Here is a 26,470-nt window from a genome sequence, read left to right on the forward strand (position 1 = left end):
GCACATGGCTGCCGCCGGAGAGGTCAATGGCTGTCAGCCCCAGCAGTTCTGCAGGCCCCAGGAGGTGTCTTTGGAGTCCAGCCCGCTGACGGGCTTGTCGGTGATCAGTTGCGCTCCCGTGTCGTTGAACCCGGACGGCTTGGTGCCGTCCTTGGAGAACTTGACCACTGCGTCCACGCCCTGGGCGGCCATCTTTGCCGGGAACTGCATGACCGTTGCCCCGAACTCGCCTGCCTTGACGTTCTTCACGCCGGTGCAGCTTCCATCGATGGAGGCAACAGTGAACTGGGAAACCTTGCCTGCGTCCTTGATGGCCTGGTAGCCGCCGGCTGCGGCCGGTTCGTTGATGGTGTAGACAGCGTTGGCGTCCGGCACACGCTGCAGCAGGTTTTCCATGGCGGTCTGTGCCTTGGTCTGATCGCCGTTGGTGTTTTCCTTACCGGCGATCGCGGGGTCGCCCTCCTTCAGCCCGATACCTTGGAGGAAGCCGTCGTGGCGGAATGTGTCCACGGTGCCGCCCGGCGTGCCGTCGAGCATGAGCAGCTTCGGGGTCTTCCCCGCCAGCGCCCCCTTGACCCAGGCGCCCTCAAGCTGGCCGGCCTTCTTGTTGTCGGTAGCGAACGTCGCGTCGACCGCGTTTTCGGGGTCAGTGGCCGTGTCCAGCGCAATGACGACGACTCCTGCGTCACGGGCGGACTTGATGGCTGCGAGGATGCCGGAGGAAGAGCTGGGAGTGATGAGGATTCCCTTCACGCCCTGGCTGACCAGGTTCTCGATGGCAGCGACCTGGCCCTCGTTGTCACCATCGAACTTGCCGGCCAGGGCGATCAGGCTTGCGTTGTTCTTATCTGCCTCGGCTTTTGCTGCTTCGCGGAGCTTCACGAAGTACGGGTTCGTGTCTGTCTTTGTCACCAAGCCGATCTTGACCTGATCGGACGAACCCTGGCTCGCGCTGTTACCGGCTCCGCCGCCCGACCCGCAGGCCGCCAAAGTAAGCGTCAACGATCCGGCAGTGACCAGCAGGACAGTCTTGGTGACTTGTGAACGGCGTGCCGCCGCCCTGCGGAAGTTATCGACGAACGACATTTGGACTCCTTTGACCAATGATCTGTCAGGCGGGTTGCCTGACCGTGTGAATGACTATAAACAGCTCGCAAACGCTTGCGCAAGGGTTTGCGTCGAGATAATGTGACGGAGTACACATAGCGAAGGAGCTCCGCGGATGGGAACGATGGCAGATGTGGCACGCGCTGCCGGCGTCTCGGTTACGACTGTGTCTCACGTGCTGAACCAGACGCGGCCGGTGAATCCTGACACCCGGCAAAAGGTGCTCGAAGCAGCGGCCGCGACCGGCTTCCGCCGAAACGCGCTGGCCACTGCGCTCGTTACTTCGAGGACCCATTCCATAGGGGTAGGTATCTCGGCACTTCAGAATCCGTACTTCGCGAATTTGGTGCATTCGATCGAAGAGAGGGCGTCGGCGCGCGGGTACACGATCGTCATGGGTGACACCCACGACAACGCCGACGTGGAATCGCGCTTGTTTGAGTCATTCCTGGACCGCCGCGTGGACGGGCTGATTGTCGCGCCGGCACCCGGGGCCGAAGTAGTCTCCCTGCCACAGGTTGTCGCCAGCGGGACGCCCCTCGTGCTCATTGACCGCCACATCCCCGACGTCGCATGCGATCAGCTGGCGCCCGACAATGTCGAGCCTGTCGTGACCATCACGAAGCACCTGATCGAACGTGGCCACCGCCGCATTGCCGTCATGGCAGGCTTCCCCGGTCTGCAGTCCACCTCAGAGCGGCTCCAAGGCTTCCGCATGGCGATGGAAGGGGCAGGTTTGGAGGTGGATCCGGAACTGTGCGGGCAAGGCAACTCCAGCCAGGAGGACGCCTTCACCGAGACGCTGAGAATCTTCGGACCGGAAAAGACCCGACCGAAGGCCATCGTCGTCCTGAACAACGCCATGACGGTGGGGACCATGCGTGGACTGAAGGAACTGTCCCTGCGTGTGCCTGACGACGTGGCGCTCGTCTGTTACGACGACTTCGAGTGGGCTGATCTCTTTGAGCCGCGTCTGACGGCGATCGAACAGGACATCAGATCCATGGGGAGCCAGGCTTTTGACCTGCTGCTTGAGCGGATTGAGGGCTCGACGGCGTCCCCGAAGGTCTTGCGCATCCCCACCACGTACCACCACCGCAACTCGTGCGGCTGCAAATAACAGGAGTCCGGATGCCCATTGCTACCCCTGACGAGTACGTGGCCATGCTCGAGCGGGCAAAGGAACGCGGCTTCGCCTACCCGGCGATTAACGTCACATCCTCCCAAACACTCAACGCGGCCCTCGAAGGGTTTGCTGAAGCAGAAAGCGACGGCATCATTCAGGTGTCGGTAGGAACGGCACTCTACCTGTCCGGGAGGGCCAACAACCGGGTTGCTGGCTCTCTCGCCCTGGCAGCGTACGCCCACGAAGTGGCGGCGCACTATAACGTGAAGATCGCTCTTCACACGGATCACTGCGGGTCGGCGAACCTGGACGATTGGGTCAGGCCCCTTCTCGCGCATTCCAAGGACCGTGCCGCCAGGGGACTGGACCCGCTGTATCAGTCACACATGTGGGACGGATCGGCGTTGCCCCTGGCAGAAAACCTGAAAATCGCAGAGGACCTCCTCGAGGAGTCCGCAAAGGCTCACACGATTCTGGAAATCGAGGTCGGCGTCGTCGGAGGCGAGGAGGACGGCGTCATCGGGGCCATGAACGAAAAGATGTACACCACCGTCGACGACGCACGGGCCACGATTCAATCTCTGGGCGCCGGCAACAACGGTCGCTATCTGACGGCGTTGACGTTCGGCAATGTCCACGGCGTTTACAAACCCGGGGCAGTGCGCCTGGACCCGTCCCTGCTCGGAAACATTCAAGACGCCATCGGAAGGGAAACAGGCAAAGAGAAGCCGTTCGACCTGGTCTTCCACGGCGGATCCGGATCGAGCGCTGAGGAGATCAGAGAAGCAGTCCGGCATGGAGTGATCAAGATGAACATTGACTCCGACACACAGTACGCCTTCACCCGCTCCATCGCGGGCTACATGCTCTCGCGCTACGACCATGTGCTGAAGATTGACGGTGAGGTAGGCAACAAGAAGTCGTACGACCCCCGCACCTGGGGCAGGCCGGCGGAGCAAGCCATGGCCCAGCGGGTTGTCGAGGCCGCCGTCCAGCTCGGATCAGCCGGGCAACACCAGGCGTGACGATCTGAGGCCGGGCGCGGGCTTGAAAGTGCCCGCAGCGAACCGGGACCGTGATCTCCGCGCTCACGCATATCGACCGGCAGCGGCCGGTCACTGCCGCCGGTGATCCGCTGAACGGCTTCCCGCGCCGCGTGAGCGTCCGCTTCGCCTTCGTCGGACATCTCCGCCCGAAGAGTTGCTCGCCAGTCCCCAAAGCATTGCTGCGGCGGGGTAGTCGATGCGACGCGCACATCGCCGTATCCGATGCGTTCGAGCTTCTTCAGGTCCAATAAAAAACGCTAAGCATGCTTGTCGTTTGATCGATTTATGTGTCTATATAGAGAGCGAAGGCACAGTTTTACCCACCGCCAATAAAGGGAGATTGTTATGTTGCTCTGGATAGCCATCATCATCGGTGTTCTCTGGCTGCTTGGTCTGATTGCGCACATAGGCGGCGCATTCATTCATGTGCTTTTGGTCATTGCCGTCATCGTCCTGATCTTCCACTTCGTCCGGGGCAGGTCCCGTGCGTAGAAATCACAACCGGCGTTGAAGAACGCATAGCCCGTAACGGACGGGCCGTACACCTCATCTGACGGGTTCCTTACATAGAGGCGGATGCCGCAGGGAACCAGGGCGGGACCCAAATGGGTGTCGCACGACCCTGCAGACGGGCGCCGGCTCGGCCTAGGCTGTGAGCATGTCCACGCCTCGCTTTATTGTTGAGCTTCGCAGCAAGATCGGCCACGACCTGCTGTGGCTCCCGGGCGTAACCGCGGTCGTTCTCGACGACGCGGGACGTGTGCTATTGGGCCAGCGATCGGACAACGGATGGTGGACGTTGATCGGCGGATTGCTGGAGCCCGGAGAACAGCCGGCGGCGGGCTTGCTTCGCGAGGTGTATGAGGAAACGGCGGTGGTAGCCGAAGTTGTGCATCTTGTGTCGGTGACCTCACTGGAGCCCGTGCTGTTCCCGAACGGTGACCAGGCGCAGTTTTTGGAACTGGCTTTTCTCTGCCGTCACGTCAGCGGCGAGGCGCGGGTGAACGACGAGGAGTCGGTTGCGGTGGGCTGGTTCGTACTGGAGGATCTCCCGCCCCTGCCCTCGCCGCAGCTGCGCTTGCTGCAACTGGCACTGCGGTCCGACGGTAAGCCTCACTTCATGCGGCCGGAGTAGGTCCGCCGGGCGCGGCCCGGTGGTGTGGTGTCGCGTTCTGCGGGCGTGGCTGCGCTCTCGGCGGTCTGGACTTGCGGCCGAATTTTAGCAGTGCTGATCAGTGAGCGCACTACTTGCCTCAAGTGGAACCTGTTTGCTACCTGTTGCAACGATTGCGGGGGAGGCAGAGGATGGGCGCATCCCTGGTGACGTTGCCTTGGGAAGCGATGAGGGCTGTTGCAGTGACGTGCGGCCGGTCCAATTCGCAGTAGTTATTCGCAGCTCGAAACCCTGGTTGTGTTTTCGCCGCTGCGGGAAGTCTGACACCGGGGTCGCACTATGAATGAGTCGAAGAGCAACACAGTCATGATTCTGGGCGGGGACGGGTACCTGGGCTGGACTTTGGGACTTGCTATGGCCAGCCGCACCGGTCGACGGGTTGTCTTGGTGGACAACCTCATTAAGCGGTGTTGGGAGAAAGAGGCAGGCGCCAAGGTCCTGGTGCCGCTCCGAAGCCCGGCGAATCGCATCGCTGAATACAGGCGCATCTTCGGTAAACAAAACCTGTCGTTCGAGAAAGTGGAGCTCCTGGACCCCGATGCCGTGGAGCGGGTAGTAGCGAGGTATCGACCGGCCGTCATTATCAACGCTGCTCAGCAGCCCTCCGCACCGTTTTCCATGAGCAGCGCCCGGAACGCGGCGGCCACGTTCTCCAACAACACCATCGGGCACCTCAACGTCCTATGGGCGATCGGCCGCTTAAGCAAGTCCACCACCTATATCAAGCTTGGCTCGGCCGGCTGCTACATGGGCACCGACACCGACTATATTCCGCTGAGCAAGAAAGACTTCACCTTCGAGGACCGCGGCCTGCAGTACAAGGTGCTGCAGGGATTCCTTCCCATGCAGGCCACCGACTTCTACCATCAGTCAAAGATCCTTGACCTGCTGATCGACGACCTTTGCTCCAATATGTGGGCGCTGAAGGTCGTTACCGTCCAGCAGGCCACCATCTTCGGAGCGACGATCCCGGAGAACCATTCCGAGGAGCGTTGCGGTTTAGCGTCCCGGTTCAATTACGACGCTGTCTTCGGCACGGTCTTCAACCGGTTCGTCTGCCAGATGGTTATCGGCCACCCCCTGACCGTCTACGGTGACGGTAGCCAACGGACCGGCCTGATCAGCCTGGCCGATACGGTCGATAGCTTCCTCGACTTATCCGAGCTTAAGGTTGAATCCGGCGAGCACACTGTCCTGCACAACTACACACACCGCTTGAGCATAGGTGAGATCGCCGAGAAGCTTGCCGCGATCGATCCGACAGCCCGCATCGATCACCTGACGAACCCCCGCCGGGAACCGTCCGGGAAGCTGGAGCCCCAGGTGGAGGTGCACGAAGCCATCCAAGCCCGCCATGCAGACAAGGAAGCCCGGCTCCAGACTGACATGGCCACTATGCTGGAATTCACGCGACGTTACAAGGACAACATCGATGCGTCCATCATCCTGCCCAAGGTCAGCTGGTCGCCAGGGAGCGCTGAAATGCCTGCGCCCGTCTCAAGTAGCCCCGAGGCCTCGCCGGTTACTGCGTCCTACGCGCTGCACCAGGCACACTAGCCCTCGGCGCCGCCCAGAAATTCCCGGGCGTGCCGGGCCAGTACTTCGACATCTTCGAGCTTGGATTCGTGAATGAATGAAATCCGGGCGACATCCTCGATTGCCTTGATGTAGACACCGCGTTCCGCCAGAAACCGGGATAGGGCGCTCGGGTCAGCTGTTGGTATCGAGACTATGTTTCCCTGGTGCGCGCCATGATCAATGAATTCAAGCTCGTGTTCATGCAGAACACACTTGATCCCCTCCAGAATTGCCAGGTTTTTCTGTTGGACGGCATCCATGCCGGCGGTGTTGATTTCCTTGAGCGCCGCGTGCAGGGCCGCCAGTCCCGAGACGTTCTGGGTGCCGTCCTGAAATCGGGCGGCTGTCTCTCTGAGCACGTAGGAATTCTCATCGAACTGCTGGACGCTGCGGATGCCAACCTTGCTATCACGCAGGACCGGCATGACCTCACGACTGACATACATGAACCCGATCCCCATGCCGGCACGCAGATATTTTTGGCCGCCGCACACGAGGAAATCCACAGGTGTTTTCTTTAAATCAATGGTTCGCACGCCGACGTGCTGGACAGCGTCGATCACCAGGAAAATGCCTCTGCCACGACAGACTTCGGAGAGCAGGGGCAGATCCGGCATGAAGCCGTCGTACCGTTGGGCGGAGGAGATGCTTATCGCCTTGGTATGAGGGCCGATGCTCTCCACCAGCCGCCGGAACGCGTCCTTATTGTCGCGTCCCGTTATGACGCTCACCGTGACACCGTGGTGGCGCTTGCGCAGCCAAGGCAGCAGGTTCGCCGGATACTCGTTGCCCAGTACCAGCACTTCGTCGCCCCGTTCGAGTGGCAAGGCCTCACTCGCGATAATGATCCCCTCGGTTGTGTTCTTCAGGTAGGTGATTTCCTCGGGCGCGCAGTTGACCAGTCTTGCGGCCTCTGCTGCCATTTGTTCCGCTAATGAGTCGTAACGGTAAAGCGCCTCGGGCGGCCCGTAATGGTAGAAATCAGCCAAGAAGGTCTGGGCGGCGTCATAAGCGGTACGGCTCATTGGCGCGACCGTGGCGAAGTTGAAAAATCTCTTTTCCGACACCGACTTCATGCTGCGGACCCGGATGCCGAGCGTAGCGGGGTCGATTGCGGGACTGCACTGCTGCGCACGGCTGCCTCCCGGGCTGAAACGCTTCGGCTCCTCAACGATGTGCTGGAGCCTAGGATCTCGGCCCTCAGCGGTCAATGCGTAGTCCCGGTAACCGCGTAACGCCGTTTCGTGTGCGAATAATCGAGAACTCCCAGATGGTCGACTGGCGACGGCCGCGGGCTGGTGCCGAGAGGTTTGTTCGGCGGACGTTGCCGTGTTCGTCTTTTTTCGGCACCCGGGTTTCCTGGGTACCGAAAATCCGCCAACTGCGCCTTAACCCTCCTGGTCTCCCGCCGACATATCGCCGACGCCGGGCGTCCCCACGGCGAGCGCGTACCGCTGCAGCACCGCCCCCTTGGGGGAGGCAACGACCGGCTCGATGAGTCTGAGGTTGGTCGGAACGACTCCGTCGGCGAAAACCTTCTTTCCGCTGCCGAGAAGGATCGGGTACACCCAGAGTGTGAGCCGGTCGAAGAGCCGCTCCGCGAACAGGGTCTGCACGAAGGCGAGACTGCCGATGACGTGGGTGTTCTCGTGCCGGTCGCGCAATTCGCCGACGGCGGCGGCGATGTCCGGGCCAAGAAGCGTGGAGCCCGCCCACTCAAGGGCAGGCTTGTGCCGGGAGGCGACGTACTTGGGGAGGCTGTTGAACAGCCGGGCGATGGGCCCCTCCGCGTGCGGCCAGTACCCGGCGAAGATGTCGTAGGTCCGTCGCCCGAGCAGCAGTGCGTCCATCCCCTCCATCCCGGACTGGACCTGCGCGCCGACGACGTCGTCGAAGAGAGGAGCCTGCCAGCCGCCGAACGCGAAAGCGCCGTCGGTGTCCTCCTCAGGGCCGCCGGGTGCTTGCGCGACGCCGTCGAGCGTGGTGAACAGGTCGATATGGATCAGTCCCATGCCGCACTCCTTGTCTGTCAGCCGTATTTCCGTGGGCCGTCGGCACCCCGGCAACGGAGATACTTCGAGGGTGCCACGGGGCTTTGCAGTACGGACAGGTCTTTAGACCGTGGTCAACAGGCGGGACCGGGCTAGGTTTTAGTCACGGGGGTTGTCACTTCGCGCAATGCAGCAGTAGATGACTCAAGGAGGCACTCGCGATGAGCGATATCAGTCCACTCAGGAACGGCGTCCGTAACGGCAGCGGCCTCAAGCAACTTGGCGGAACCTGGGGGGAGTTGCTTGCCGAGTTCCTGGGCACGTTTGTGCTCATCTCCTTCGGCGACGGCGTCGTAGCCATGGCTGTCGCAGCCTTGCCGGGATCGGGGCGGGCAGCGACATCAACGACAATCTTCATGGCCGCCGGGGACTGGTTGCTCATTGCCTGGGGATGGGCCTTGGCCGTGACCTTGGCGGTCTATGTCGCCGGTGGCGTTAGCGGCGCCCACATCAACCCGGCCGTGACGGTTGCTTTCGCAGTGCGGCGGAAATTCCCGTGGAACAAGGTGGGGCCCTACATCGTGGCCCAGGTTGTCGGGGCGTTCGCCGGGGCTGCGATGGTCTATCTGCTGTACCACAACGCCATCGACGCCTACAACAAGGCTGTGGGGACCGGGCGTGCGGATCCGAAGGGGCTGGCCAGCTACTCGATCTTCGCCACCTTCCCCGCACCCTACTTCAATGGCAACCCGACCGGCCCGCTGATCGACCAGATTGTCGGCACCGCGTTCCTCGTCATGTTCGTGGTGGCCATCATCGACCTGCGGAATACAGCCGTTCAGGCGAACCTGGGCCCGTTCATGATCGGGCTGGCCGTCGCAGCCATCGGCATGTCGATCGGCGCCAACGCGGGCTACGCGATCAACCCTGCCCGTGACTTCGGACCGCGCCTGTTTGCCTGGATGGCAGGGTGGGGGCAGACGGCGCTGCCGGGTTCCGTAGAAGGCGCCTTCAGTTGGTACTTCTGGGTTCCCATCATCGGGCCCCTCGTCGGAGGGGTCATCGGGGTGGTGATCTACGACTGGTTCATCGGCGACGTCCTGCATGCGCGGGAGAGGCTGCAGGCCGCCACGCCTCCGGGCCGCGCCGGCGGGGAGACGCCTCCCGATTCCGCACCGAACCGGACGGCCGCGGGAGAGCAGTGAATTCGCGGCCCGCGAAAACGCCAACTGTCCCGGGCCCTAAGGCCTCACCGATGCTTGACCACAGTCAGCAGGACAGTCGAGTCCTCTACGGCCGTCAGCGAATGCAGTGCATCCGGAAGGATGATCAAGTCGCCGGTCCATCCGGACCAGGACTCCTCACCAGCATCCACGGCGATCCTTCCATGCAGGACCTGCACGGTTGCCTCCCCGGGATTCTCGTGCTCGGCCAGTGTCTCGCCCGCCAGCAGGGCGATGACCGTTTGCCTCAGCAGATGCTGGTGACCGCCATACACGGTCTTCGCGCTTCGGCCGCTTGCAGCCTCACGGGCGGCACTCAACTCGGTCCTTGCTAGTGCTGTCAACGACGTCTTCTGCACGATGTCACATCCCTTGGGTTGATCGCTGGTGGTCCAGCGTATCCGACGGCGGCAGCTGGCGTTAAGGACGCGGCGGCTGGCGTTAAGGAGTCCCTCACGGAAGCGCCGGCAAACGGGCCTGTATATTGGTAAGCCTGCTGATGAGTTTCTCATCTATAACTCAGCGATTGGAGTTGCCGTGATCCTCCTGTTCGGATTTCGCACCATCTACCGCCGGCTTTTCGCCCGGCCCGACAGGTGCCGGAACTGCGGTCAGTACGTGCCGCAGGAGCTCTTGGAGCGAGCCACGAAGTTCTCCGTCTTCTTCATCCCGCTGTTCACCATCTCCCGTAACTACGAAACGCGCTGCAGCAACTGCGGCTATGGCTTCCCCGTCAGCCGCCGGGAGAAAGAAACAATGAGCTACTGACGCCTCAGGCGCGGTTCGCAGCGTCGGAGTACAATCCTCATCCAGGACGTTTCCTTCAAAAAAGCTGCGTGGGCAATGCGTCACCATCTGCGTTTCCGCTACCGAGGATCCTTCGTCATTCTCGCAGCCCTCTTGGCCGCCGCGCAGTCGGCGGACGCGGCGCCGGCCGCTGCCTTGTCCACACCGCCGGGATGGAGCACACCGGAGCAGCATCTGGCCCACATGACGCTGGAGCAGAGGGTGGGCCAGTTGTTCATGGTGGCCGCCAATGCCACCGGTGCCAGCACCGCGACGATGAACGTCCTGCACTGGGATCACGTTGGAAACGTGTACCTGGCCGGCCGGTCCTATGCCGGGATCGGGCCGACCGCGAACGTGGTGCGGCGAATGACCAGCACCGTCTCAGCCGCCAGCACCGACAGCGAATACCTGTCGGTGGGAACGGATCAGGAAGGCGGCTACGTCCAGGTCTTGAACGGTCCGGGGTTCTCTGTGATCCCGACGGCGTTGGCCCAGGGCAGCCTTTCCGCGGCGACCCTAACCTCGGACGCCAGGAACTGGGCGAACCAGCTGCGCTGGGCAGGCGTGAAAGTTGACCTGGCACCCGTTCTCGACACCGTGACCCAGGCGTTTGCCCCGTACAACGCCCCTATTGGCTACTACCAACGGGAATACGGCTACACGCCGTCGTCCGTCTCGGCAAGTGGGAACGCATTTCTGGCAGGGATCAAGGCTGGCTACGTCATGCCGGCTGTGAAGCATTTCCCGGGCTTGGGACGCGTCACGGGCAACACCGACGTGGCAGCCAACGTCCACGACAGGCAGACCACCGTCAACGACCCGAATCTGCTGCCGTTCAAGACCGCCATCAAGAACGGGACCAGATGGGTGATGGTCTCAAGCGCCTACTACGACCTGATTGACTCGCGTCCCGGCAAGATCGCGCCGTTCTCCACGGTCATCATGGGCACGATGCTGCGGCACGATGCAGGCTTCACCGGCGTCATCCTCTCCGACGACCTGTGCAACGCCGCACAGCTTTCATCGTGGAGTTGGGCAGTCCGGGCCGAGAACTTCATCAACGCGGGCGGGACCATGGCGTTATGTGCCAACCCCAACGCAATTCCCTATATGTATAACGGCGTCCTGCAACTCGCCAAACAGCGGCCGGACTTCCTGGCCAAGGTCAACGCTGCCGCGCTCACCGTCCTCCGGGTCAAGCAGGGTGGCTAGGGCCGATCCCTTGTGCCGCTCGCTTGTGCCTAGCCGCGCCACACGCGCCGGCCAATACCTTGTCCCGCAGGCCTAGAACCGGGTGGTCCCCCTCATTCGGCGGGGGCGGCCGTCCGGGTCCACGACGAGGCGGCTGAGCGGGTCCGCCCACAGACGCTGGAGCGGCGGCACCGGTTCCGGAACATGGTGACGCACCTGTCCGGCGGGACGGGCCGAGCGGCCGCCGGCGTCGTGCCAGTTGCCGAGAGCATCGGCAGCGGCATTCCAAAGTTTGAGCCCGGCAGCCGGGTCGAGGAGCCGCGGATCGTCCTGGTCCATACCCAGATGTTCGGCCCAGAGCTGGAGCCGGAGCGCGCGGGCCAACGGCCGGGAAGCGTCGTGGCCGGCGTCGGTGTCTGGCTGCCCGCTGTTCTCAGCCGTCGTGTCGAACACGGCGCAGGTGAGCTCGCTGTCCGTGGTCCAGGACCGGCGGTTGAAGTTGTCCGAGCCGCAGGTGAACCACGTGTCGTCGATGATGCAGATCTTGGCGTGCACGTAGATGGGGGTCCCGGCGCTGTTCTCCAGGTCGAACACGCCGACCCTGCCGGGTGCGGCCCGCTGCAGCATTGCGATGGCGCGCAGTTGCCCGATCCGCCTCGGCGGACCTCCGAGACGGCCGTCGGAGTCGGGGTAGCGTGGCACGACGGCGATCACGTTCAAGTCAGGGTTCCGTTTGAGGGCCGCGGCGATTCCGGCTGCGACCTCGGTGGACCACAGGTACTGGTCCTCGATGTAGATCAGCGAGCGGGCGCGCGCGAAGGCTTTCTCGTAGGCGCGGGCGATGCTGCGCTCGCCGCCCGGCGCGAACGGGAACGGGGGCCGTTTCACACCGTAGGTACGCAGCAGCTGCACGGCGTGCGGACCCGCCGGTGGCGGCGGCGGAACCGCGGCGGGCAGTGGCTTGGGGTGGCGGGGCATGCGTGCCAGACGTTGCAGCAGCATCCGGTAGGGGGTGTGCCGGTCCAACGGATGGGGGTCGTTCCAGCGTTCGGCGAACACCGCCAGCACATCGGCCACCACGGGTCCGCGCAGTTCGAGCGCGGCATCGTGCCACGGCGGCTGCTTCCCGTACCGGGGGTCCATGGTTACGGCCTGCGGGTCACCGGCGTGTTCGGCGTCGTCCCGGCGGCTGTGGGAAAGGTCCAGGCCGCCAACGAACGCGACATCGCGTGAGGGGTCGTCACGACGCCGGATCACGAAGAATTTCTGGTGGTGGGAGCCGAACAGGCGGACACGCTGATCCAGCAGCACCTCTCCGCCGGCGTCGTTGATCTCGCGTCCCAGGAGCTCGTTGGACCTGCCGCTGATCGGGGCCGACACCCGCTCCCCGTGGGATCGCCAGACAAGGCCGCGCACTTCCACTCCAGCGCGGGCCAGCCCGGCGAGCAGGTCGCCGATGGACGGCCCGTCCGCCAGCAGCCGCTCATCGGCGTCGCCGCGCCAGTCGGTGAACCAAACACGGTCGCCCGCCTTTAGGGCCGTGAGCTCCTCATGCAGCCGGGCAAAGTAGGCCGCCCCGTGGACCAGGGGCCGCACGAGGTTGCCCTCCGACCAGGAGGAGGGTCCGGGACCGTCCGCCTGTACGTCCGTAGCCGGGTTCCCCCGTTCGTCACGGCTCAGAAACCAGCTGCCGGCATCGCTGTCCACTCGATCCTCCTTTTCGGGGCCCGAGGTGAGGCCGCCGCGGTCCGGACTCCAACGTAGCCTACGACGGGGGTTCAGGGCAGGACGAGCGATGCGATGAGTGCTCCTGCTGCAAGGCCCATGACGGCGAAGGCGGTCCATAAGCCGGTCCTGGACCAGCGTCCGCTCTTGAGGTTGCCCATGATGTCCGCCCTGCTGGAGACCCGGGCGATGAAGTAGATCAGGGGTACCGCAGCGATCCCGTTGAACACCGCGGTGAAGATCAGCGCCTTGATCGGATCCACGCCGATGAAATTGAAGGCGAGCCCGGCCAGGGTGCCGAAGATGATGACGAAGTAGAACTCGCGGGCTTGCTTGAAGACACGGAAGAGGCCTTCGCGCCAGTTGAATGCCTCGGCAATGGCGTAGGAGGAGGAGCCGGCGAGAACGGGGACGCTCATGAGCCCGACGCCGATGACGCCCACCGCGAAGACAACCTTGGCCAGGTATCCGGAGTTGGGAAAAGCTTGGACGAGGGGCTCAAGGGCCTCTGCGGCGTCGGCCGCCGTGTTGATGTTCGTGATGCCGTAGGCGCCGAGCACAGTGGAGCCGACCAGGATGATGAACCAGGCGGTGACGTTCGAAAACAGCATCCCGACGGCGTTATCGATCCGCAGGCGCCGGATGTACTGTCGGTCGACGGCGGGGGTGCCGCCGTCGGGAGGCAGCCGGCGGGTGGCAATCTCGTCTTCGACGACGTTGCTGGCTTCCCAGAAGAAAAGGTACGGGGAGATGGTGGTGCCCAGGATCCCTACCACGATGTAGAGGAAACCCGGGTTGAACTGGATGGCGGGCACGGCGGTCGCTCTCAGGGCTTCGGACCAGGGGACCTGGACGATGAAAGCGGTGATGAAGTAGGCGAAGAGTGCCAGGGCGAGCCACTTGAGCATGCGGACGTAGGTGCGGTAGGCCACGAACACTTCGAGCAGGAGCATGAGCAGTGCGAATCCGACGGCGAGCACCGGGATGCTCAGCGAGGGGACGAGCAATTGCATGCTGGCTGCCATGGCGCCGATGTCGGAGCCGATGTTGAGCGTGTTCGCGACCACCACCAGCAGCACAACCGGGTACAGGATCTTCTTCGGGTAATGCTCTCGGATAATGGCCGCCAGGCCTTTGCCTGTAACTGCGCCCACCCGGGCGCACGCCTCCTGGACAGCGGTCATCAGCGGGAAGGTGAAGAGCATGGTCCACGGCAGCTGCAGGCCGAACTGGGCGCCGGCCTGGGAATACGTGGCGATTCCTGAAGGATCGTCATCCGCGGCCCCCGTGACGATGCCGGGCCCAAGGATCCGCAGGAACCGGCCGACGCCCTTCCTGCGGGATCGGCGGGGGAACGCGGGCCGCTGGGCCGCGGGCTCGATCTCGCTGAGCTCTTCGTCCGGAAACTCCGCCATGTGCTGAGCGTATGCCCGGGCCGGGCCCAATGACACTTCCGGAAGCTCCCGAAACCGGGCAGAAAGGTAGGGAGGCAGCACTGCAACCAGAACGGAGGCTTTGGGATGAAGCACGGATGGTGCACGGCGTGACGGGTTTGTCCCGGCGCAGCACGGTGCTGGTCGGCGTCCTGGCCACCTTGGCCCTCACGGCACTCTCGATCGCAGCCCTCGGTTTCTTGCCCCCGAGGCAAACCGGCCTGTTCGCCGGACGCGCCGGTTGCAGCGTCCCGGGGCTGGCCGGCGCGGTCGTGGACGTCACGGCCACCGACATGGGGGGACCGATGATGGGGGCCATGCGGCTGACCTCGGACCGTGCCACCGTCGCGCACGGCCGCGTGAGCTTCCTGGTCACCAACGCCGGCCGCTACACCCACGAGATGGTGATCCTACCGCTGCCGGGAACCGGGACGGCTGGGACCCGTCCGGTCGGAGGCGACGGAAAGATCGACGAAACCGGCAGCCTCGGGGAGGCTTCTGCGTCCTGCGCCGAAGGCGCGGGGCAGGGCATCCTCCCGCGCACCGTAGGGTGGCTCAGCCTCGACCTTGCACCAGGGCGCTATGAACTGGTCTGCAACTTCCCGGGCCACTATTCCTCTGGCATGTATACCCAGCTGACGGTCACCTAGAACTGTCCGGCGGGCAGGAGAGCGCGATGGCTCCGGGACGGTTCCTTGCCGGGATCCGCCTCTTCGCGCATGAGTCGGGGAATAAGCCGTGACCAGGCCGGATCCGGACCGGCAACCGGAGGGAACCTCGGTGCTGTCCGGGCCGCGGCACTTTGCGGCAACCGATGGCCGCGAGCTCACAGTGGGCGGCGTGCGCTGGCGGTACACCCGGCTCGGCAGCGGGCCGCCGGTTCTCCGGCTCACTGGAGGGCTGCGCCGGGCGGCGCTCGGATTCGCCTTCCTCGAGCAGCTGGCCGCCCACAATACGGTGGGGGCGCCGGACTACCCACCAGTGAGGAGCTTTGCCGACCTCGACACGGGACTCTCAGCGATCCTTCGTGCTGAAGGGATCGACAGGTGCGATCTGGGGCAGGCCGGGCATGCAGCAGTGCTGCTCGAGCCAGGCGCCTACATGCAGTGGGTCGAACAGGCGCTGGCCTAGCTCGTGTGATGATGCAGGGAATCGTAACTGTGGTGGGTCCTGCCGCGGTGGAGCTGGAAGGCGCTGTTGATCAGCGAGAAGTGGCTGAAGGCCTGCGGCGTGTTCCCCAATTGGCGCCCCGCCCTCGGATCCCACTCCTCGGACAGCAGCCCGACGTCGTTGCGCAGGTCCAGGAGGCGCTCGAAGAGGCTGCGGGCTTTGTCCTGCCGTCCCGCACCGAGTTCGGCGTCGACGAGCCAGAAGGAGCAGGCGAGAAAAACGCCTTCGCGGCCGGGAAGCCCGTCGTCGCTGGTTTCGGGCCGGTAGCGAAGGACAAACCCGTCCTCGGTCAGCTCACGGTCGATCGCGTCGATGGTGCCGACGATGCGCGGGTCCTTGTGCGGGAGGAAGCCGACACGCGGCAGGAGCAGCAGGCTCGCGTCCAGTTCCTTGCTTCCGTAGGACTGGACGAAGGTGTTCTTCTCCTCGTCGAACCCATGGGTCATGACTTCACGGTGGATCCTGCTGCGCAGGTCGGCCCAGCGGTCCGCGGGGCCGGGCAGCCCGGAGGAGCGGACTCCCTTGACCATGCGGTCTGCTGCCGCCCAGCACATGACCTGTGAGTAGGTGAATTTGCGCCGAGGTCCGCGTTGTTCCCACAGGCCGTTGTCCGGCTGGTCCCAGGAGCCCTCCAGGTGCTCCATCATGGCCACCTGCAGGTCCCAGGAATCGTCCTTTTGCCCCTGCAGGGCGTTCCGCGTGAGCGCGAGGCCGTCGAGCACTTCGCCCCAGACATCCAGTTGCAGTTGCCCGGAGGCGGCGTTGCCTGTGCGCACCGGGGAGGATCCCTCATACCCGGCGAGCCAGGGAAGGGACATCTCGGGCAGCCTGCGCTTGCCGTCCAGCCCGTACATGATCTGGAGTTTCGAGGGATCGCCGGCGACGGCGCGAAGCAGCCATTCCCGCCACGCCCTCGCCTCGCCGTCGTATCCTCCGGCCAGCAGCGACTGCAGCGTCAAGGTGGCGTCGCGCAGCCAGCAATAGCGGTAGTCCCAGTTGCGCGGGCCGCCAAGCTGCTCCGGCAGTGAGGTGGTGGCGGCCGCCACGATGCCGCCCGTCGGGGCGAAGGTGAGCGCCTTGAGAGTGATCAGGGATCGCTGCACCGCATCCCGGTAGGGGCCGGCAGCCTTCGATCGGCTCGACCACTCGGCCCAGAACTGTGCTGTTCCCCGGAGTGCGTCTTCAGCGTCGGCGGCCTGCGGGCGGGGGAGGTGGCCGTGCTGCCAGGTGAGGACGAAAGGGATGCGTTGGCCGGCCGAGACGGTGAAGTCGCTGTGCGTCTTCATGTCCCGCCCCTCCAGCGGTGCTTCCGTGGTGATGTAGACGGAGTCCGGGCCGGCGACGGCGCTCATGCCGCTGCTGTCCCGCCGCACCCACGGGATGTCCTGTCCGTAATCGAAGCGCAGGGCCAGTTCGCTCTGCATGCGGACGGAACCGGTGAGGCCCTCCACGATCCGGACCAGGTCGGAGGCGTTGTCACGCGGCGGCATGAAGTCAGTGACGCGCACCCTGCCGCCGTCGGTTTCCCATTCGGACTCAAGAATCAGGGTATCGGGGCGGTACCGTCTCCTGGTGCACGCTCCTGCGCCGGCGGGGGCTATGCGCCACCTGCCGGCTTCCGCGGTGTCGAGGAGGGACGCGAAGCAGGCGGGGGAGTCGAAATTGGGCAGGCAGAGCCAGTCAATTGACCCGTTCCGCCCTACCAGCGCTGCCGTATGCAGATCCCCGATGACGGCGTAGTCCTCGATCCGCGGCATCAGCGCTGCTCCAGGTCCAGAACGACCTTCACGTCGTCGGGGCGGCGGTCGAAGGCGTCGTCGAAACCGGTGAGCGGCACCCGGCGGCTGATCAGGCGTTCGAGCCAGGTGTGGTCCGCGGCTGCGAGAGCCTTGGCCGCGGCGTCGTAGTGGCGCCGGTTGGCGTTGACCGTCCCGAACACGACTTCATTACCGAGTACTTCGCGGCGGTTCACGGCCCCGACGTCAACGGAAGAATTCCGTCCTGTCCCGGAGACCCCGGTGAGGCATGTGATTGCGTCCGGCGCCCCGTGCCGGATGACATCCAGCACCAAGGGACTCGCCCCGGTGCATTCGATCAGGACGTCGGCTTTCACGCCGGAGTCCGGCAGCGAGTCGGTGTGATAGGTCGCGCCGAGGCCGGCGACCAGCCCTGGTTTCGGGCCGTCCTGGACCCGATCGTAGACATGGACCTCCAGCCCGCGCTGTACGCCCAGCAGCGCGGCGAGCAGGCCTACCGGGCCGGCGCCGGTGACGACGGCGACGTGCGGGTCGAAGAAGGCCCTGCTGCCGATGCGGTCGATTTGCTCCCACGCCTTGGCGACGATGGTGGCCGGTTCAAGCAGGACGCCGACCCGGGAAAGGGCCGCGTCCAGTTTCACCATGTCCTCAGGGTTGCCGCGCCAGCGTTCCCGCGCGAAGCCGTCACGGCCCTTGATGCCGTGCTCGGTGTACAGTCCGTTCCGGCACATGTCCCATTCACCCGCGGCGCACGCCGCGCAGGGCACAGGATCCGGCCGCCGCACGATGCCCACGACCAGGTCCCCGGCTGCAAGGCCGGAACCGGCGGGCGCCTGGCGCACCCGACCGAGGTTCTCATGTCCCAGCACGAGATAGTCCTGCCCGGAGGGCGCCTCACCGTAGTCAGCATCAACGATCTCGATATCAGTGCCGCAAAGCCCGACTGCGAGAGCGTCAACCAGGACGCTTCCCTCCTGTTCCTTGGGCTCCGGTACGTCCCTGAGGTTGAGTGAGTTCTTGGTGCCCGGCGTCACTGTCAAAGCGTGCATGGTGCTCTCCCTCCGCGGTGGTGGTTTCCTACAAGCAGTCTGCCAATATGTTTGCGCAAACGCAATAGACAGGATGCTTGGCACCGCGGGCGGCCGGCCCGGGGGGCGCCTCGCGGCCGGTCCGGGAGAGGGATCAGGCCAGGCGGGCGCCCCACGCTGAGGAGGTCGCCGCGCCGGGCTCGAGCCGGATTACTCTGTCGCCGCTTGCGAAGGCGTTGGGCGGGCACGTCATCGGTTCGGTGCCGAGGCCTTTCCGCCGCCGGGGTTCCGCCAGGGTGTCGGCCGTGTACAGCTCGACAAGCGGGTAGGCGGGGCCCACCCAAAGCTCGGAGGTCCGCCCGTCGTGGCCTGTCAGACGCACCCACGCCCGGTCGTCGGCGTCGCGGGCAAGATCGGTGAATGCGAAGTCGACGGCAAGGTCGCCGATTTTTCGGGGCTCGCGGAAGTCGAAGGCCGTCCCCTCGACGGATTCGCTGCCCGTGGGCAACTGGCGCTCGGGGTCGGTGGTGATCCGGGTTGCGGCGTCCAGTTGCAGCGTGCAGCCGTCGACGGTTCCGTCGCCCCCTGGTGCGAGGTAAGGATGCTGGCCGGACCCGTAGGGCATGGCGTGGGCGCCCGTGTTCGTCGCAGTGGTGGTGACCGTGAGGCCCCCGGCATCGAGGGTGTATTCAACCCGCACCTCAAGCTGAAACGGGTAGCCCTCGAGCGGGAACAGTTGGGCCCCCATCACAGCCCGGTTGGCATCCTGTTCCATGACCTGCCAAGGACGCCAACGCAGAAACCCGTGGATGGCGTTGTGTTTGTCGGGCTCGGTCAATGCGACCTGGTAGTCGGTGCCGTCGAAACTGTATTTGCCGTCCGCCAGGCGGTTGGGCCAGGGTATGAGCGGCGCGCCGTGGGCTCCGTCGCACATGGCGTCCTGGGCGTACGGTTGCAGCACATCCCGGCCTGCGTCGGTGTAGCGGCGGATGCCGCCGCCCACCTCGACGATCGTCGCACTCTGCCGCTCGTGGCTGATCTCGATTTGACGGCCGGAAGGAGGGAGGCTCATGCGTGCCAGTCTGCCCTCCACTCCCCGTACCCGCAACCGCAGGGGAGGTGTCGGGTTGTGTGCGGACGTGCTCCAGGGTGGGTGGGGCTGCCGCGCCGGCGACCGGCTACACATAGGCTTCCGGTGACGCAAATCACGTTAACCCCTAGACAGATTGTTGAACAACTTCTAGGCTTGGGAGCACTTCGGGGCGCAGACCCTGCTCAGGATCCCCCTATTTCTTGGGTGCACGCCCCCCAATCCGTGAGGTCATCGTGACGAATGCAGAAGAAATCACTGCCACCAACGAAGTTGGCAGGTTCGCTTGGTATAGGACCCTGGGGGAGCGGGGCCGGAAGGCCTGGATTGGAGCTTTCGGGGGCTATGCCCTTGACTCCTACGACTTTCAAGTTCTGCCTCTTGCCCTCGTAGCAATCGGCACATATTTCCACATCTCAAGAGGGCAGGCAGGCCTGCTCACCACCGTCACCCTCGTGGTGTCCGCCGTCGGGGGTGCGCTCGCTGGCATCATGGTCGACCGCATCGGCCGAACCAAGACCCTCATGATCACGGTCGGGTGTTTCGCCGTCTTCACAGTGCTCTGCGGGTTTGCAACGAGCTTCGAACAGCTCCTGGTGTTCCGGACCCTCCAAGGGCTTGGATTTGGTGGTGAGTGGGCAACGGGCGCAATTCTCGTCGCCGAATACGCCAAGCCCCAGTACCGCGGCCGGGCCGTGGCGTTCATTCAGAGTTCCTGGGCGGTCGGTTGGGCGCTGTCGGTCGTGGTCTACACGGTGGTGTTCAGCTTCGTTCCTGCCGACATGGCATGGCGCGTGCTGTTCTGGACCGGTGCCCTTCCGGCCGCGCTCCTGATTTTCGTGCGGAGAAACGTAAAGGACGCTGACTCGGCGACGGAACGCCGGCTCTCCAACCCGTCACGGGGCGGGTTCCGCCAGATCTTCACCGGCTCCCTCGGACGGACCACTTTCTTCGCCGCTCTCCTGGCCACAGGCGTCCAAGGCGGTTACTACACCCTGGCCTCGTGGCTTCCGACGTTCCTGAAGACGGAAAGAGGGCTGAGCGTCGTCGGCACCGGTGGCTATCTTGTGTTTCTGATTTCCGGGGCATTCATCGGGTACGTCTCCGGCGGCTACCTCACAGACCTGCTCGGAAGGAAGAAGACTTTCTTCCTGTTCTCAGTCCTCTCGACCTTGATTATCTTCGCTTACGTGAACATCCCATCCGGCGCCAACACCCTCGTTCTCGTTCTTGGTTTCCCGCTCGGCTTCTTCACCTCGGCCATTTTCAGCGGTTTTGGCGCCTTTCTCTCAGAACTCTATCCATCCCACCTGCGAGGCACGGGGCAGAGCTTCACCTACAATTTCGGCCGCGCCGTGGGGGCTTTCTTCCCGACCGTCGTCGGATTCCTCGCTGGGAGCTGGGGACTGGGCGGCGCGATGATCTTCGGCGCCTTCGGCTATGGCATCGCGGTGCTCGCCCTGCTTGGGCTGCCGGAAACCAAGAACCGCGAACTCGCCTGACGGATGCTGAGGAAGACCATGAAAGCCGTCGATTTGATGCAATCGCTGCCCTCCACCCCGGCCGAGGCGCGCGCAGCTTTTCGGTCCGGGGTGGCCGCGCCCACCTCCGGGTGGACTCCGGGCTATACCCAAGTCAACATGATCTCTGTTCCCGCAGACTGGGCGTACGACGTGCTGTTGTTTTGCCAGAGAAACCCGAAGCCATGCCCGGTTCTCGACGTGACGGACGCCGGGTCCACCTCGACGACCCTCGCGCAGGGCGCTGACTTGAGGACGGACCTTCCCCTCTACCGCGTCTGGCGGGAGGGTCAGCTGACGGCTGAACCCACTGAGGTACTGGACGAGTGGAACGAGGACCTGGTCACTTTCCTGATCGGGTGCAGCTTCACCTTCGAGTCCTCGCTGGTCGAGGAAGGAATCCCCCTGCGACACGTGGAACAGGGCAGGAATGTTTCCATGTACCGCACAAACCTGCCCTGCAGGCCGGCAGGCCGGCTGCATGGGCCCATGGTCGTCTCGATGCGCTATGTCAACGCCGGGCTGGTGGACGAAGCAGTGCGAATCAGCGGCCGCATGCCCGCCGTACACGGCGCCCCGATCCACGTCGGCGATCCCGGAGCGATCGGCATCCACGACCTGGACCGGCCGGACTATGGCGACGCCGTCACCCCGCACGACGGCGACGTACCGGTGTTCTGGGCCTGTGGCGTCACGCCGCAGGCCGTGCTCATGGAGTCAAAGCCGCCGCTTGCGATCACCCACGCCCCTGGCTACATGCTCATCACCGACGCGGCGGACACGGATTACCTGATTTGCTGACGGGCGTCACCCAACGTGGCGTACCCATTCGGGTGACCGGGGTTGTCGCCGTCGTCCGCTGCGGCTGAGGTGTATAAGACGAGATAACGCGTGGGGGCCACGTCCGGCTGGCCGGGCGTGGCGCCCCAGGTCTTTCTGGTGTCTGGATCAGTGCCCGCGTGTCACCGGTTCCGCCTGGTCGCCTCCGTACTGTGCACGGCGTCGGCCTCGCTGGCGGCAGTGCGGGTGCCGGTGCCGGCCTTCCCGATGGGACGGTCGCCTCCCCTCCGGAGGGTCAGCATGACCAGGCCCGCCGCGAGCAGGCAGCAGGCGAGGAAGATCGACGTCGCCATGAAGCTGCCGTGGGTTGCGTCCTGGAGGAAGCCGCCCACGTAGGGGCCGACGAAGCCGCCCAGGTTGCCCACTGCGTTGATCAGGCCCATCGCGGAGCCTGCGACCACGGCGGGCATGGCGCGGGACGCTGCGGCCCAGAACGGACCGTCGTACGCCAGCGCGCCCGCCACCGCGACGCTAATGAGGGCCACCGCAAGGAAGGGCGCACTGTCTCCTGTCGCCACCGAGAGCACGAGGGCGACAGCCCCCACCGCCATCGACAGCAGCACGTGGGTTGAGTAGCGCCCGGTTCGGTCTGCAGCCTTGGCGTTGTACCAAAGGGCGACCATGGCCAGCACATAGGGGATCGCGGTGATGAAGCCGACCGCGAGCGAGGAGCCGGAGGTCATCGTCTTGATGACGTGGGGGAGCCAGATGTTGATGCCGTAGAAGCCGATCTGGATGAGGAAGTAGACCAGGGTCAGCCGCCACACCGCCGCGTTCGCCATCACGTGCCGGATGTTCAGGTGCTCCTGCTGGGCATGCTCGGCGGCGTCGGCGGCCAGGCCGGCCTCGATGTACGCCCGCTCTTCAGGCGAGCACCACTTCGCGTCCCGGGGATGGTCGGCGATGAGCGCCCACCACAAGGGGGCGGCAATGACGAAGGGGAAGAGGCCCTCGATGATGAACAGCCAGCGCCAGTCGGAGAAGGACAGAATCCAGCCGGAGAGCGGGGCTGTGATGATGGAGGCGATCGCAATGTTCATCATCCAGAACGCGTACGCGCGGGCCCGCTCGGCTGCCGGGAACCAGTGGCTGATCAGCACCAGAATGGCCGGCCAGATTCCGGCTTCGGCCACGCCGAGGAAGAAGCGGACAATCAGCAGCTGGCCGAAGTTCTGGATGAATCCGGACAGGACGGCCAGCACGCCCCAGACCAGCACCATGATGCCGACGAACTTCTTGGCGCTCCAGTGCTCGGCCAAATGGCCTCCCGGGATCTGGAGTACGAGGTAGCCGATGAAGAAGATGCCGGCCGCGAGGCCTTGCTGGGCGGCATCGATATGCAGATCCTGGTGCAATCCGTTCAGGGCGAAGCCGATGTTCGTCCTGTCCATGAAGGAAATGATGTAAACGATGATCGCGACCGGAATGAGCCGCTTCCATCGGGCGTTTCCCACGTTCGCTGCGGGGTTTGTTTCGACCGACATTCGGATCCCTCCTTTGGGACAGAAGCCGCGGCATGATGAGCCGTTGGGTGGTAGCCCTTATCTAACCGCTACTGTTGCGTTTGCGCAATAGTCAGTTTAGGGACCATTCCGGGGCGGGATGCGCGCCAGTTGCCGGCGAGATGCACCAGCAGTCCGGCCACCAGGAACGCGACGAGCACTTCGGCCGTCGTGGACAGCGCGCCCGGCCAGCCGGCCTTGAGCGTGGGGTCGAGGAAATCGTAGACGTACCAGCCGTCGATGCCGCCGCGCACCCACGAGAAGACCAGGAAGGCGACGGGGTAGCCCAGCCAGGCCAAGGGCCGCCACCAGGCGCCGCGCCGTACACGCGAGACCAGCAGCCAGTCGAGGGCAGCGAACAGCGGGGCGAGGCGATGGTGCACCATCTGCGGCCAGTAAAGATTCCACGTCCACCACGGCTCGCCGGGCGGCGCCACAAGGACGATGTAGATGATTCCGGTCATGACCAGGTACAGCACGAGGGCGCCGAAGAGATGATCCCACCATCCCGGCAGCCTCGTGCGCGGCCAGGCAGCGGAGGCGACCAGCGCGAGCCCGAAGGCGAGGTTCGCCTGCACCGTGAATTCCGAGTAGAGCTGGAAGACGTCAACGTCGCTGCCGGGACGGGTTGCGTCGTACGTCTTCTGGACGACGGCGGCGAGCACCAACAGCCCGACCGCACCGCGGAGCAAGCGGATCCAGGCGCCGTCACTTCTCATCTCTTCAGTGTGCCCGGTGCGCCGCGCACGCAGTACGGCCGTTATGCCTACGCGCTGGCGGAAGTCTGCTCGGCCACGCGCCGGGACAGGAAGTCCTCCAGCACGGCCGCGAACTCGTCCGGCCGCTCGATCTGCGGCATGTGCCCGGTGTTCTGGAAGACGTGCGATTCCGCGCGGGGGAGTGCCGCCGTTGCAGCCTCCAGATGGGCGAATGGAAGGATATGGTCGTGGTCGCCCCATACGACGAGCGTCGGGATGTCCGCTTTCGCCACGGCCCCGAGCAGCGCGGTCCGCCATCCTTCGGTGACGCCGGAGATCGAGCCGAGATCCCGGGCGACGTCGATGAGGGTCTGCCGATGGGCGGCCCGCTGCGACAGGGCGAACGAATGGCCCACACGGGCATCGGTCACCAGTGCCTTGTCGTAGAAGAGGGACTGGACGGTGCGACGGGATGCTGCCTCATGAGGTCGGGCGAGCACCGCCGCAAGCGGCCGGATCGCGAGCAGGCGCAGCGCCAGCGCCACTTCCTTGCCGAAGCCGGCACTGTTGACGAGGACGAGCGCCGAGACGCGGCCGGGGTAGTCGGCAGCGAGCTTCATGGCGACAGCGCCGCCGAGCGAATTGCCGACCACGGGAAGCGGTTCGTGCACCCCGAGTGCGTCGAGGAAGGCGGGAAGCGCCCCCGCAAGCGTGGCCAACGTCGCCTGCCCGGAGAGCCTTTCGGAATAGGCGGAGCCCGGCAGGTCGACGCTGTACACGGTGTGCCGCTCGGCAAGCCGTTCGTGTTGCTCGTTCCAGTCCTCGAGGCTCTGGCCGATGCCGTGCAGGAGCAGCACGGGGGTGCCGCTGCCGGTCCTGCGGTACCGCAGCCGGGCGCCGGCAGCCACGATGTACCCGGTGCCGGGCAGGGTTAGGGGGTCCGGGAGCGCCTTCGGTGTCCGCCGCCCACCGGCGGCAACGGTCTGCCCGCGCCGTCCGAAACGGACGTGGTCCGTCAGCTTGCCCGCCCGCAGCAACGCGAAGTCCCGCAGGTAGTTCTGGTGCAGCCGCCACGGTGAGCGCGGGCCCTGCCGGGGAAGATCGCCGGCGCCGCGAAGAATGTAGCCGGCTTTCAAATCGATCAGGGAACTCAGCTCACCGCTGGCGACGTTGGCAGGAGCTTCGGGCACCACCCACTGCAGGCCGTGGCGGTCAAGGCGCTCGAGCGTCCTGCACACGTACCCGGCGACCAGATCGGCCTTCAGCGTCCAGGAAGCATTGGTGTAGCCGATGGTGAGCGAGAAATTCGGCACACCCTCAAGCATCATCCCCTTGTAGGTCAGGGTCCGGCCCACGTCCACCGGTTCGCCGTCGACGGTGAGGCTCATGCCGCCGATCACGAGCAGGTTCAGTCCAGTGGCCATCACGATGACGTCGGCCGGGAGTGAGGCGCCGGAGGCGAGGTCGATGCCTGTCGGGGTGATCCGCGAGATCCTGTCGGTCACGATGTCGGCTGTGCCGGCACTGATGGCGCGGTAGAGGTCCCCGTTGGGGATCGCGCAGAGCCGCTGGTCCCACGGCTGGTACGAGGGGGCAAGATGTGTGTCCACGTCGAAGCCTTCGGGGAGCTTCGCCAGCGCGGACTTGCGGAGTATGGCCTTCATCGTTTCGGGCCGGCGGCGGCTGAGCTGGTAGAGCAGCATCGACACCGCGATGTTCTTCGCCCGGACGACGTCGTAGGCGAGCTGTGCAGGCAGCTTCCCTCGAAGCCGGTCGGCCAGGTGGTCCCGCGAGGGCACCGGGGCGATATAGGTCGGGGAGCGCTGCAGCATTGTGACCTTGGCGGCCGAGGCCGCCATCGACGGCACGAGGGTCACCGCCGTCGCCCCGCTGCCGATGATGACCACCTGCTTGCCTTCATAATCGAGGTCGGCCGGCCAGTGCTGCGGGTGGACGATCCGTCCCGTGAAGGACCCGGCGCCTTCGATGGCGGGGGTGAACCCTTCGTCGTAGCGGTAGTAGCCGGAGCAGACGGACAGGAACGAGCACGTGAAGGTGACTGTTCCGTCGGTCCGCGTCGAGGTGTCATCCTGCCGGTATTCGCCGCCGGCAGTGATGACAGCTGTGACCGTCCACAGGGCGGTTTCGCTCGACCATTGCGCTGACAGAACGCGGTGCCTCAGGCGGATCCGCGGCTCGAGGTCCTCGTCGGCAACTGTCGCCTCGATGTATTCGCGGATGGAATCGCCGTCGGCGATCGCCTTGGCGCCGGACCAGGGACGGAAAGAGTAGCCGAGGGTGTACATGTCGCTGTCGGAGCGGATGCCGGGGTACCGGAAGAGATCCCACGTGCCGCCCACGGCCTCCCGCGACTCCAGGATCGTGAAGGTCTTCCCGGGAAGCTCGCGCTTCAGCCGGCTGGCGAAGCCGATCCCGCTCAGCCCTGCCCCGACAATCAACACATCGACGTGCTCGCTCATGA

General features: G+C 64.8%; 24 protein-coding genes. 12 read left to right on the top strand and 12 right to left on the bottom strand.

What is annotated here, in order from left to right:
* Positions 1-33 precede the first annotated feature (33 nt).
* Positions 34-1,086 (bottom strand): substrate-binding domain-containing protein, encoded by a 1,053-nt coding sequence (locus tag KIH31_RS03450; RefSeq protein ID WP_214425703.1) that lies wholly within the window; start codon positions 1,084-1,086, stop codon positions 34-36.
* 136 nt (positions 1,087-1,222) lie between these two features.
* Here KIH31_RS03450 and KIH31_RS03455 point away from each other — a divergent pair, with 136 nt between their 5' ends.
* From KIH31_RS03455 to KIH31_RS03475, 5 genes are all read left to right on the top strand, one after another.
* Positions 1,223-2,227 (top strand): LacI family DNA-binding transcriptional regulator, encoded by a 1,005-nt coding sequence (locus KIH31_RS03455; RefSeq protein WP_214425704.1) that lies wholly within the window; start codon positions 1,223-1,225, stop codon positions 2,225-2,227.
* Positions 2,228-2,238: 11 nt separating this feature from the next.
* A complete protein-coding gene (gene fbaA, locus KIH31_RS03460; RefSeq protein WP_214425705.1) occupies positions 2,239-3,258 on the top strand; it encodes a class II fructose-bisphosphate aldolase in 1,020 nt (339 codons plus the stop codon).
* A 366-nt stretch (positions 3,259-3,624) separates the two neighbouring features.
* Positions 3,625-3,771, top strand: coding sequence for a lmo0937 family membrane protein (locus tag KIH31_RS03465; RefSeq protein WP_214425706.1), 147 nt, complete (start codon positions 3,625-3,627; stop codon positions 3,769-3,771).
* A 166-nt stretch (positions 3,772-3,937) separates the two neighbouring features.
* Positions 3,938-4,414 (top strand): NUDIX domain-containing protein, encoded by a 477-nt coding sequence (locus tag KIH31_RS03470; RefSeq protein ID WP_214425707.1) that lies wholly within the window; start codon positions 3,938-3,940, stop codon positions 4,412-4,414.
* Between the two features lie 345 nt (positions 4,415-4,759).
* The gene (locus KIH31_RS03475; protein WP_284675950.1) at positions 4,760-6,010 is read left to right on the top strand and encodes an NAD-dependent epimerase/dehydratase family protein; all 1,251 of its coding nucleotides are present in this window, start codon (positions 4,760-4,762) and stop codon (positions 6,008-6,010) included.
* On the opposite strand, the gene KIH31_RS03480 is transcribed toward KIH31_RS03475, so the two are convergent.
* Both KIH31_RS03480 and KIH31_RS03485 read right to left on the bottom strand, forming a co-directional pair.
* A complete protein-coding gene (locus tag KIH31_RS03480; RefSeq protein ID WP_214425709.1) occupies positions 6,007-7,242 on the bottom strand; it encodes an aminotransferase class V-fold PLP-dependent enzyme in 1,236 nt (411 codons plus the stop codon). The genes KIH31_RS03475 and KIH31_RS03480 overlap by 4 nt on opposite strands.
* A 177-nt stretch (positions 7,243-7,419) precedes the next feature.
* Positions 7,420-8,043 (bottom strand): dihydrofolate reductase family protein, encoded by a 624-nt coding sequence (locus KIH31_RS03485; RefSeq protein WP_214425710.1) that lies wholly within the window; start codon positions 8,041-8,043, stop codon positions 7,420-7,422.
* Between the two features lie 200 nt (positions 8,044-8,243).
* Here KIH31_RS03485 and KIH31_RS03490 point away from each other — a divergent pair, with 200 nt between their 5' ends.
* Positions 8,244-9,227, top strand: a complete 984-nt coding sequence (locus KIH31_RS03490) for an MIP/aquaporin family protein (protein ID WP_214425711.1) — start codon at positions 8,244-8,246, stop codon at positions 9,225-9,227.
* Between the two features lie 44 nt (positions 9,228-9,271).
* On the opposite strand, the gene KIH31_RS03495 is transcribed toward KIH31_RS03490, so the two are convergent.
* Positions 9,272-9,565 (bottom strand): cupin domain-containing protein, encoded by a 294-nt coding sequence (locus tag KIH31_RS03495; protein WP_307857528.1) that lies wholly within the window; start codon positions 9,563-9,565, stop codon positions 9,272-9,274.
* A 217-nt stretch (positions 9,566-9,782) separates the two neighbouring features.
* On the opposite strand from KIH31_RS03495, the gene KIH31_RS03500 reads away from it, so the two are divergent.
* Both KIH31_RS03500 and KIH31_RS03505 read left to right on the top strand, forming a co-directional pair.
* Positions 9,783-10,013 carry a zinc-ribbon domain-containing protein gene (locus KIH31_RS03500; protein WP_214425713.1) on the top strand — a complete coding sequence of 77 codons (231 nt, stop codon included), beginning with the start codon at positions 9,783-9,785 and terminating at the stop codon, positions 10,011-10,013.
* A gap of 75 nt (positions 10,014-10,088) precedes the next feature.
* The gene (locus KIH31_RS03505; RefSeq protein WP_214425714.1) at positions 10,089-11,246 is read left to right on the top strand and encodes a glycoside hydrolase family 3 N-terminal domain-containing protein; all 1,158 of its coding nucleotides are present in this window, start codon (positions 10,089-10,091) and stop codon (positions 11,244-11,246) included.
* Between the two features lie 72 nt (positions 11,247-11,318).
* Here the strand turns inward: KIH31_RS03505 and KIH31_RS03510 are convergent, their stop codons facing one another.
* Together KIH31_RS03510 and KIH31_RS03515 are read right to left on the bottom strand one after the other, a co-directional pair.
* Entirely contained in the window at positions 11,319-12,932 is a 1,614-nt protein-coding gene (locus KIH31_RS03510; RefSeq protein WP_214425715.1) for a phospholipase D-like domain-containing protein, read from the bottom strand.
* A 71-nt stretch (positions 12,933-13,003) separates the two neighbouring features.
* Positions 13,004-14,365: an NRAMP family divalent metal transporter gene (locus KIH31_RS03515; RefSeq protein ID WP_214425716.1), complete on the bottom strand. Its 1,362-nt coding sequence runs from the start codon at positions 14,363-14,365 to the stop codon at positions 13,004-13,006.
* A gap of 128 nt (positions 14,366-14,493) precedes the next feature.
* Here KIH31_RS03515 and KIH31_RS03520 point away from each other — a divergent pair, with 128 nt between their 5' ends.
* Together KIH31_RS03520 and KIH31_RS03525 are read left to right on the top strand one after the other, a co-directional pair.
* Complete coding sequence (locus KIH31_RS03520) at positions 14,494-15,033, top strand: sulfocyanin-like copper-binding protein (RefSeq protein ID WP_307857529.1); 540 nt, start codon at positions 14,494-14,496, stop codon at positions 15,031-15,033.
* An 88-nt stretch (positions 15,034-15,121) separates the two neighbouring features.
* Complete coding sequence (locus KIH31_RS03525; RefSeq protein WP_214425718.1) at positions 15,122-15,514, top strand: alpha/beta fold hydrolase; 393 nt, start codon at positions 15,122-15,124, stop codon at positions 15,512-15,514.
* Here KIH31_RS03525 and KIH31_RS03530 read toward each other — a convergent pair.
* The 3 genes from KIH31_RS03530 to KIH31_RS03540 all read right to left on the bottom strand — a co-directional run bounded on the left by KIH31_RS03530 (position 15,511) and on the right by KIH31_RS03540 (position 19,410).
* Positions 15,511-17,310 carry a glycoside hydrolase family 15 protein gene (locus KIH31_RS03530; protein WP_214425719.1) on the bottom strand — a complete coding sequence of 600 codons (1,800 nt, stop codon included), beginning with the start codon at positions 17,308-17,310 and terminating at the stop codon, positions 15,511-15,513. The two genes, KIH31_RS03525 and KIH31_RS03530, sit on opposite strands and share 4 nt — an antisense overlap.
* Positions 17,310-18,359: a glucose 1-dehydrogenase gene (locus KIH31_RS03535; RefSeq protein WP_214425720.1), complete on the bottom strand. Its 1,050-nt coding sequence runs from the start codon at positions 18,357-18,359 to the stop codon at positions 17,310-17,312. Before KIH31_RS03535 ends, KIH31_RS03530 begins: the two co-directional genes overlap by 1 nt.
* A gap of 133 nt (positions 18,360-18,492) precedes the next feature.
* Positions 18,493-19,410: an aldose 1-epimerase family protein gene (locus KIH31_RS03540; protein WP_214425721.1), complete on the bottom strand. Its 918-nt coding sequence runs from the start codon at positions 19,408-19,410 to the stop codon at positions 18,493-18,495.
* Between the two features lie 254 nt (positions 19,411-19,664).
* Here KIH31_RS03540 and KIH31_RS03545 point away from each other — a divergent pair, with 254 nt between their 5' ends.
* On the top strand, positions 19,665-20,930 hold the full coding sequence (locus KIH31_RS03545; protein ID WP_214425722.1) for an MFS transporter: 1,266 nt from the start codon (positions 19,665-19,667) through the stop codon (positions 20,928-20,930).
* 36 nt (positions 20,931-20,966) lie between these two features.
* On the top strand, positions 20,967-21,749 hold the full coding sequence (locus tag KIH31_RS03550) for a putative hydro-lyase (protein ID WP_214426213.1): 783 nt from the start codon (positions 20,967-20,969) through the stop codon (positions 21,747-21,749).
* A 161-nt stretch (positions 21,750-21,910) separates the two neighbouring features.
* On the opposite strand, the gene KIH31_RS03555 is transcribed toward KIH31_RS03550, so the two are convergent.
* The 3 genes from KIH31_RS03555 to KIH31_RS18050 form a co-directional block, all read right to left on the bottom strand.
* Positions 21,911-23,272, bottom strand: coding sequence for an MFS transporter (locus KIH31_RS03555; protein WP_250545471.1), 1,362 nt, complete (start codon positions 23,270-23,272; stop codon positions 21,911-21,913).
* 68 nt (positions 23,273-23,340) lie between these two features.
* On the bottom strand, positions 23,341-24,009 hold the full coding sequence (locus KIH31_RS03560) for a Pr6Pr family membrane protein (RefSeq protein ID WP_214425723.1): 669 nt from the start codon (positions 24,007-24,009) through the stop codon (positions 23,341-23,343).
* A 47-nt stretch (positions 24,010-24,056) separates the two neighbouring features.
* Positions 24,057-26,468: an alpha/beta fold hydrolase gene (locus tag KIH31_RS18050; RefSeq protein ID WP_250545472.1), complete on the bottom strand. Its 2,412-nt coding sequence runs from the start codon at positions 26,466-26,468 to the stop codon at positions 24,057-24,059.
* Positions 26,469-26,470: the final 2 nt, after the last annotated feature.

This window comes from Paenarthrobacter sp. DKR-5 (assembly GCF_018531425.1).
Classification (GTDB): Bacteria; Actinomycetota; Actinomycetes; order Actinomycetales; family Micrococcaceae; genus DKR-5.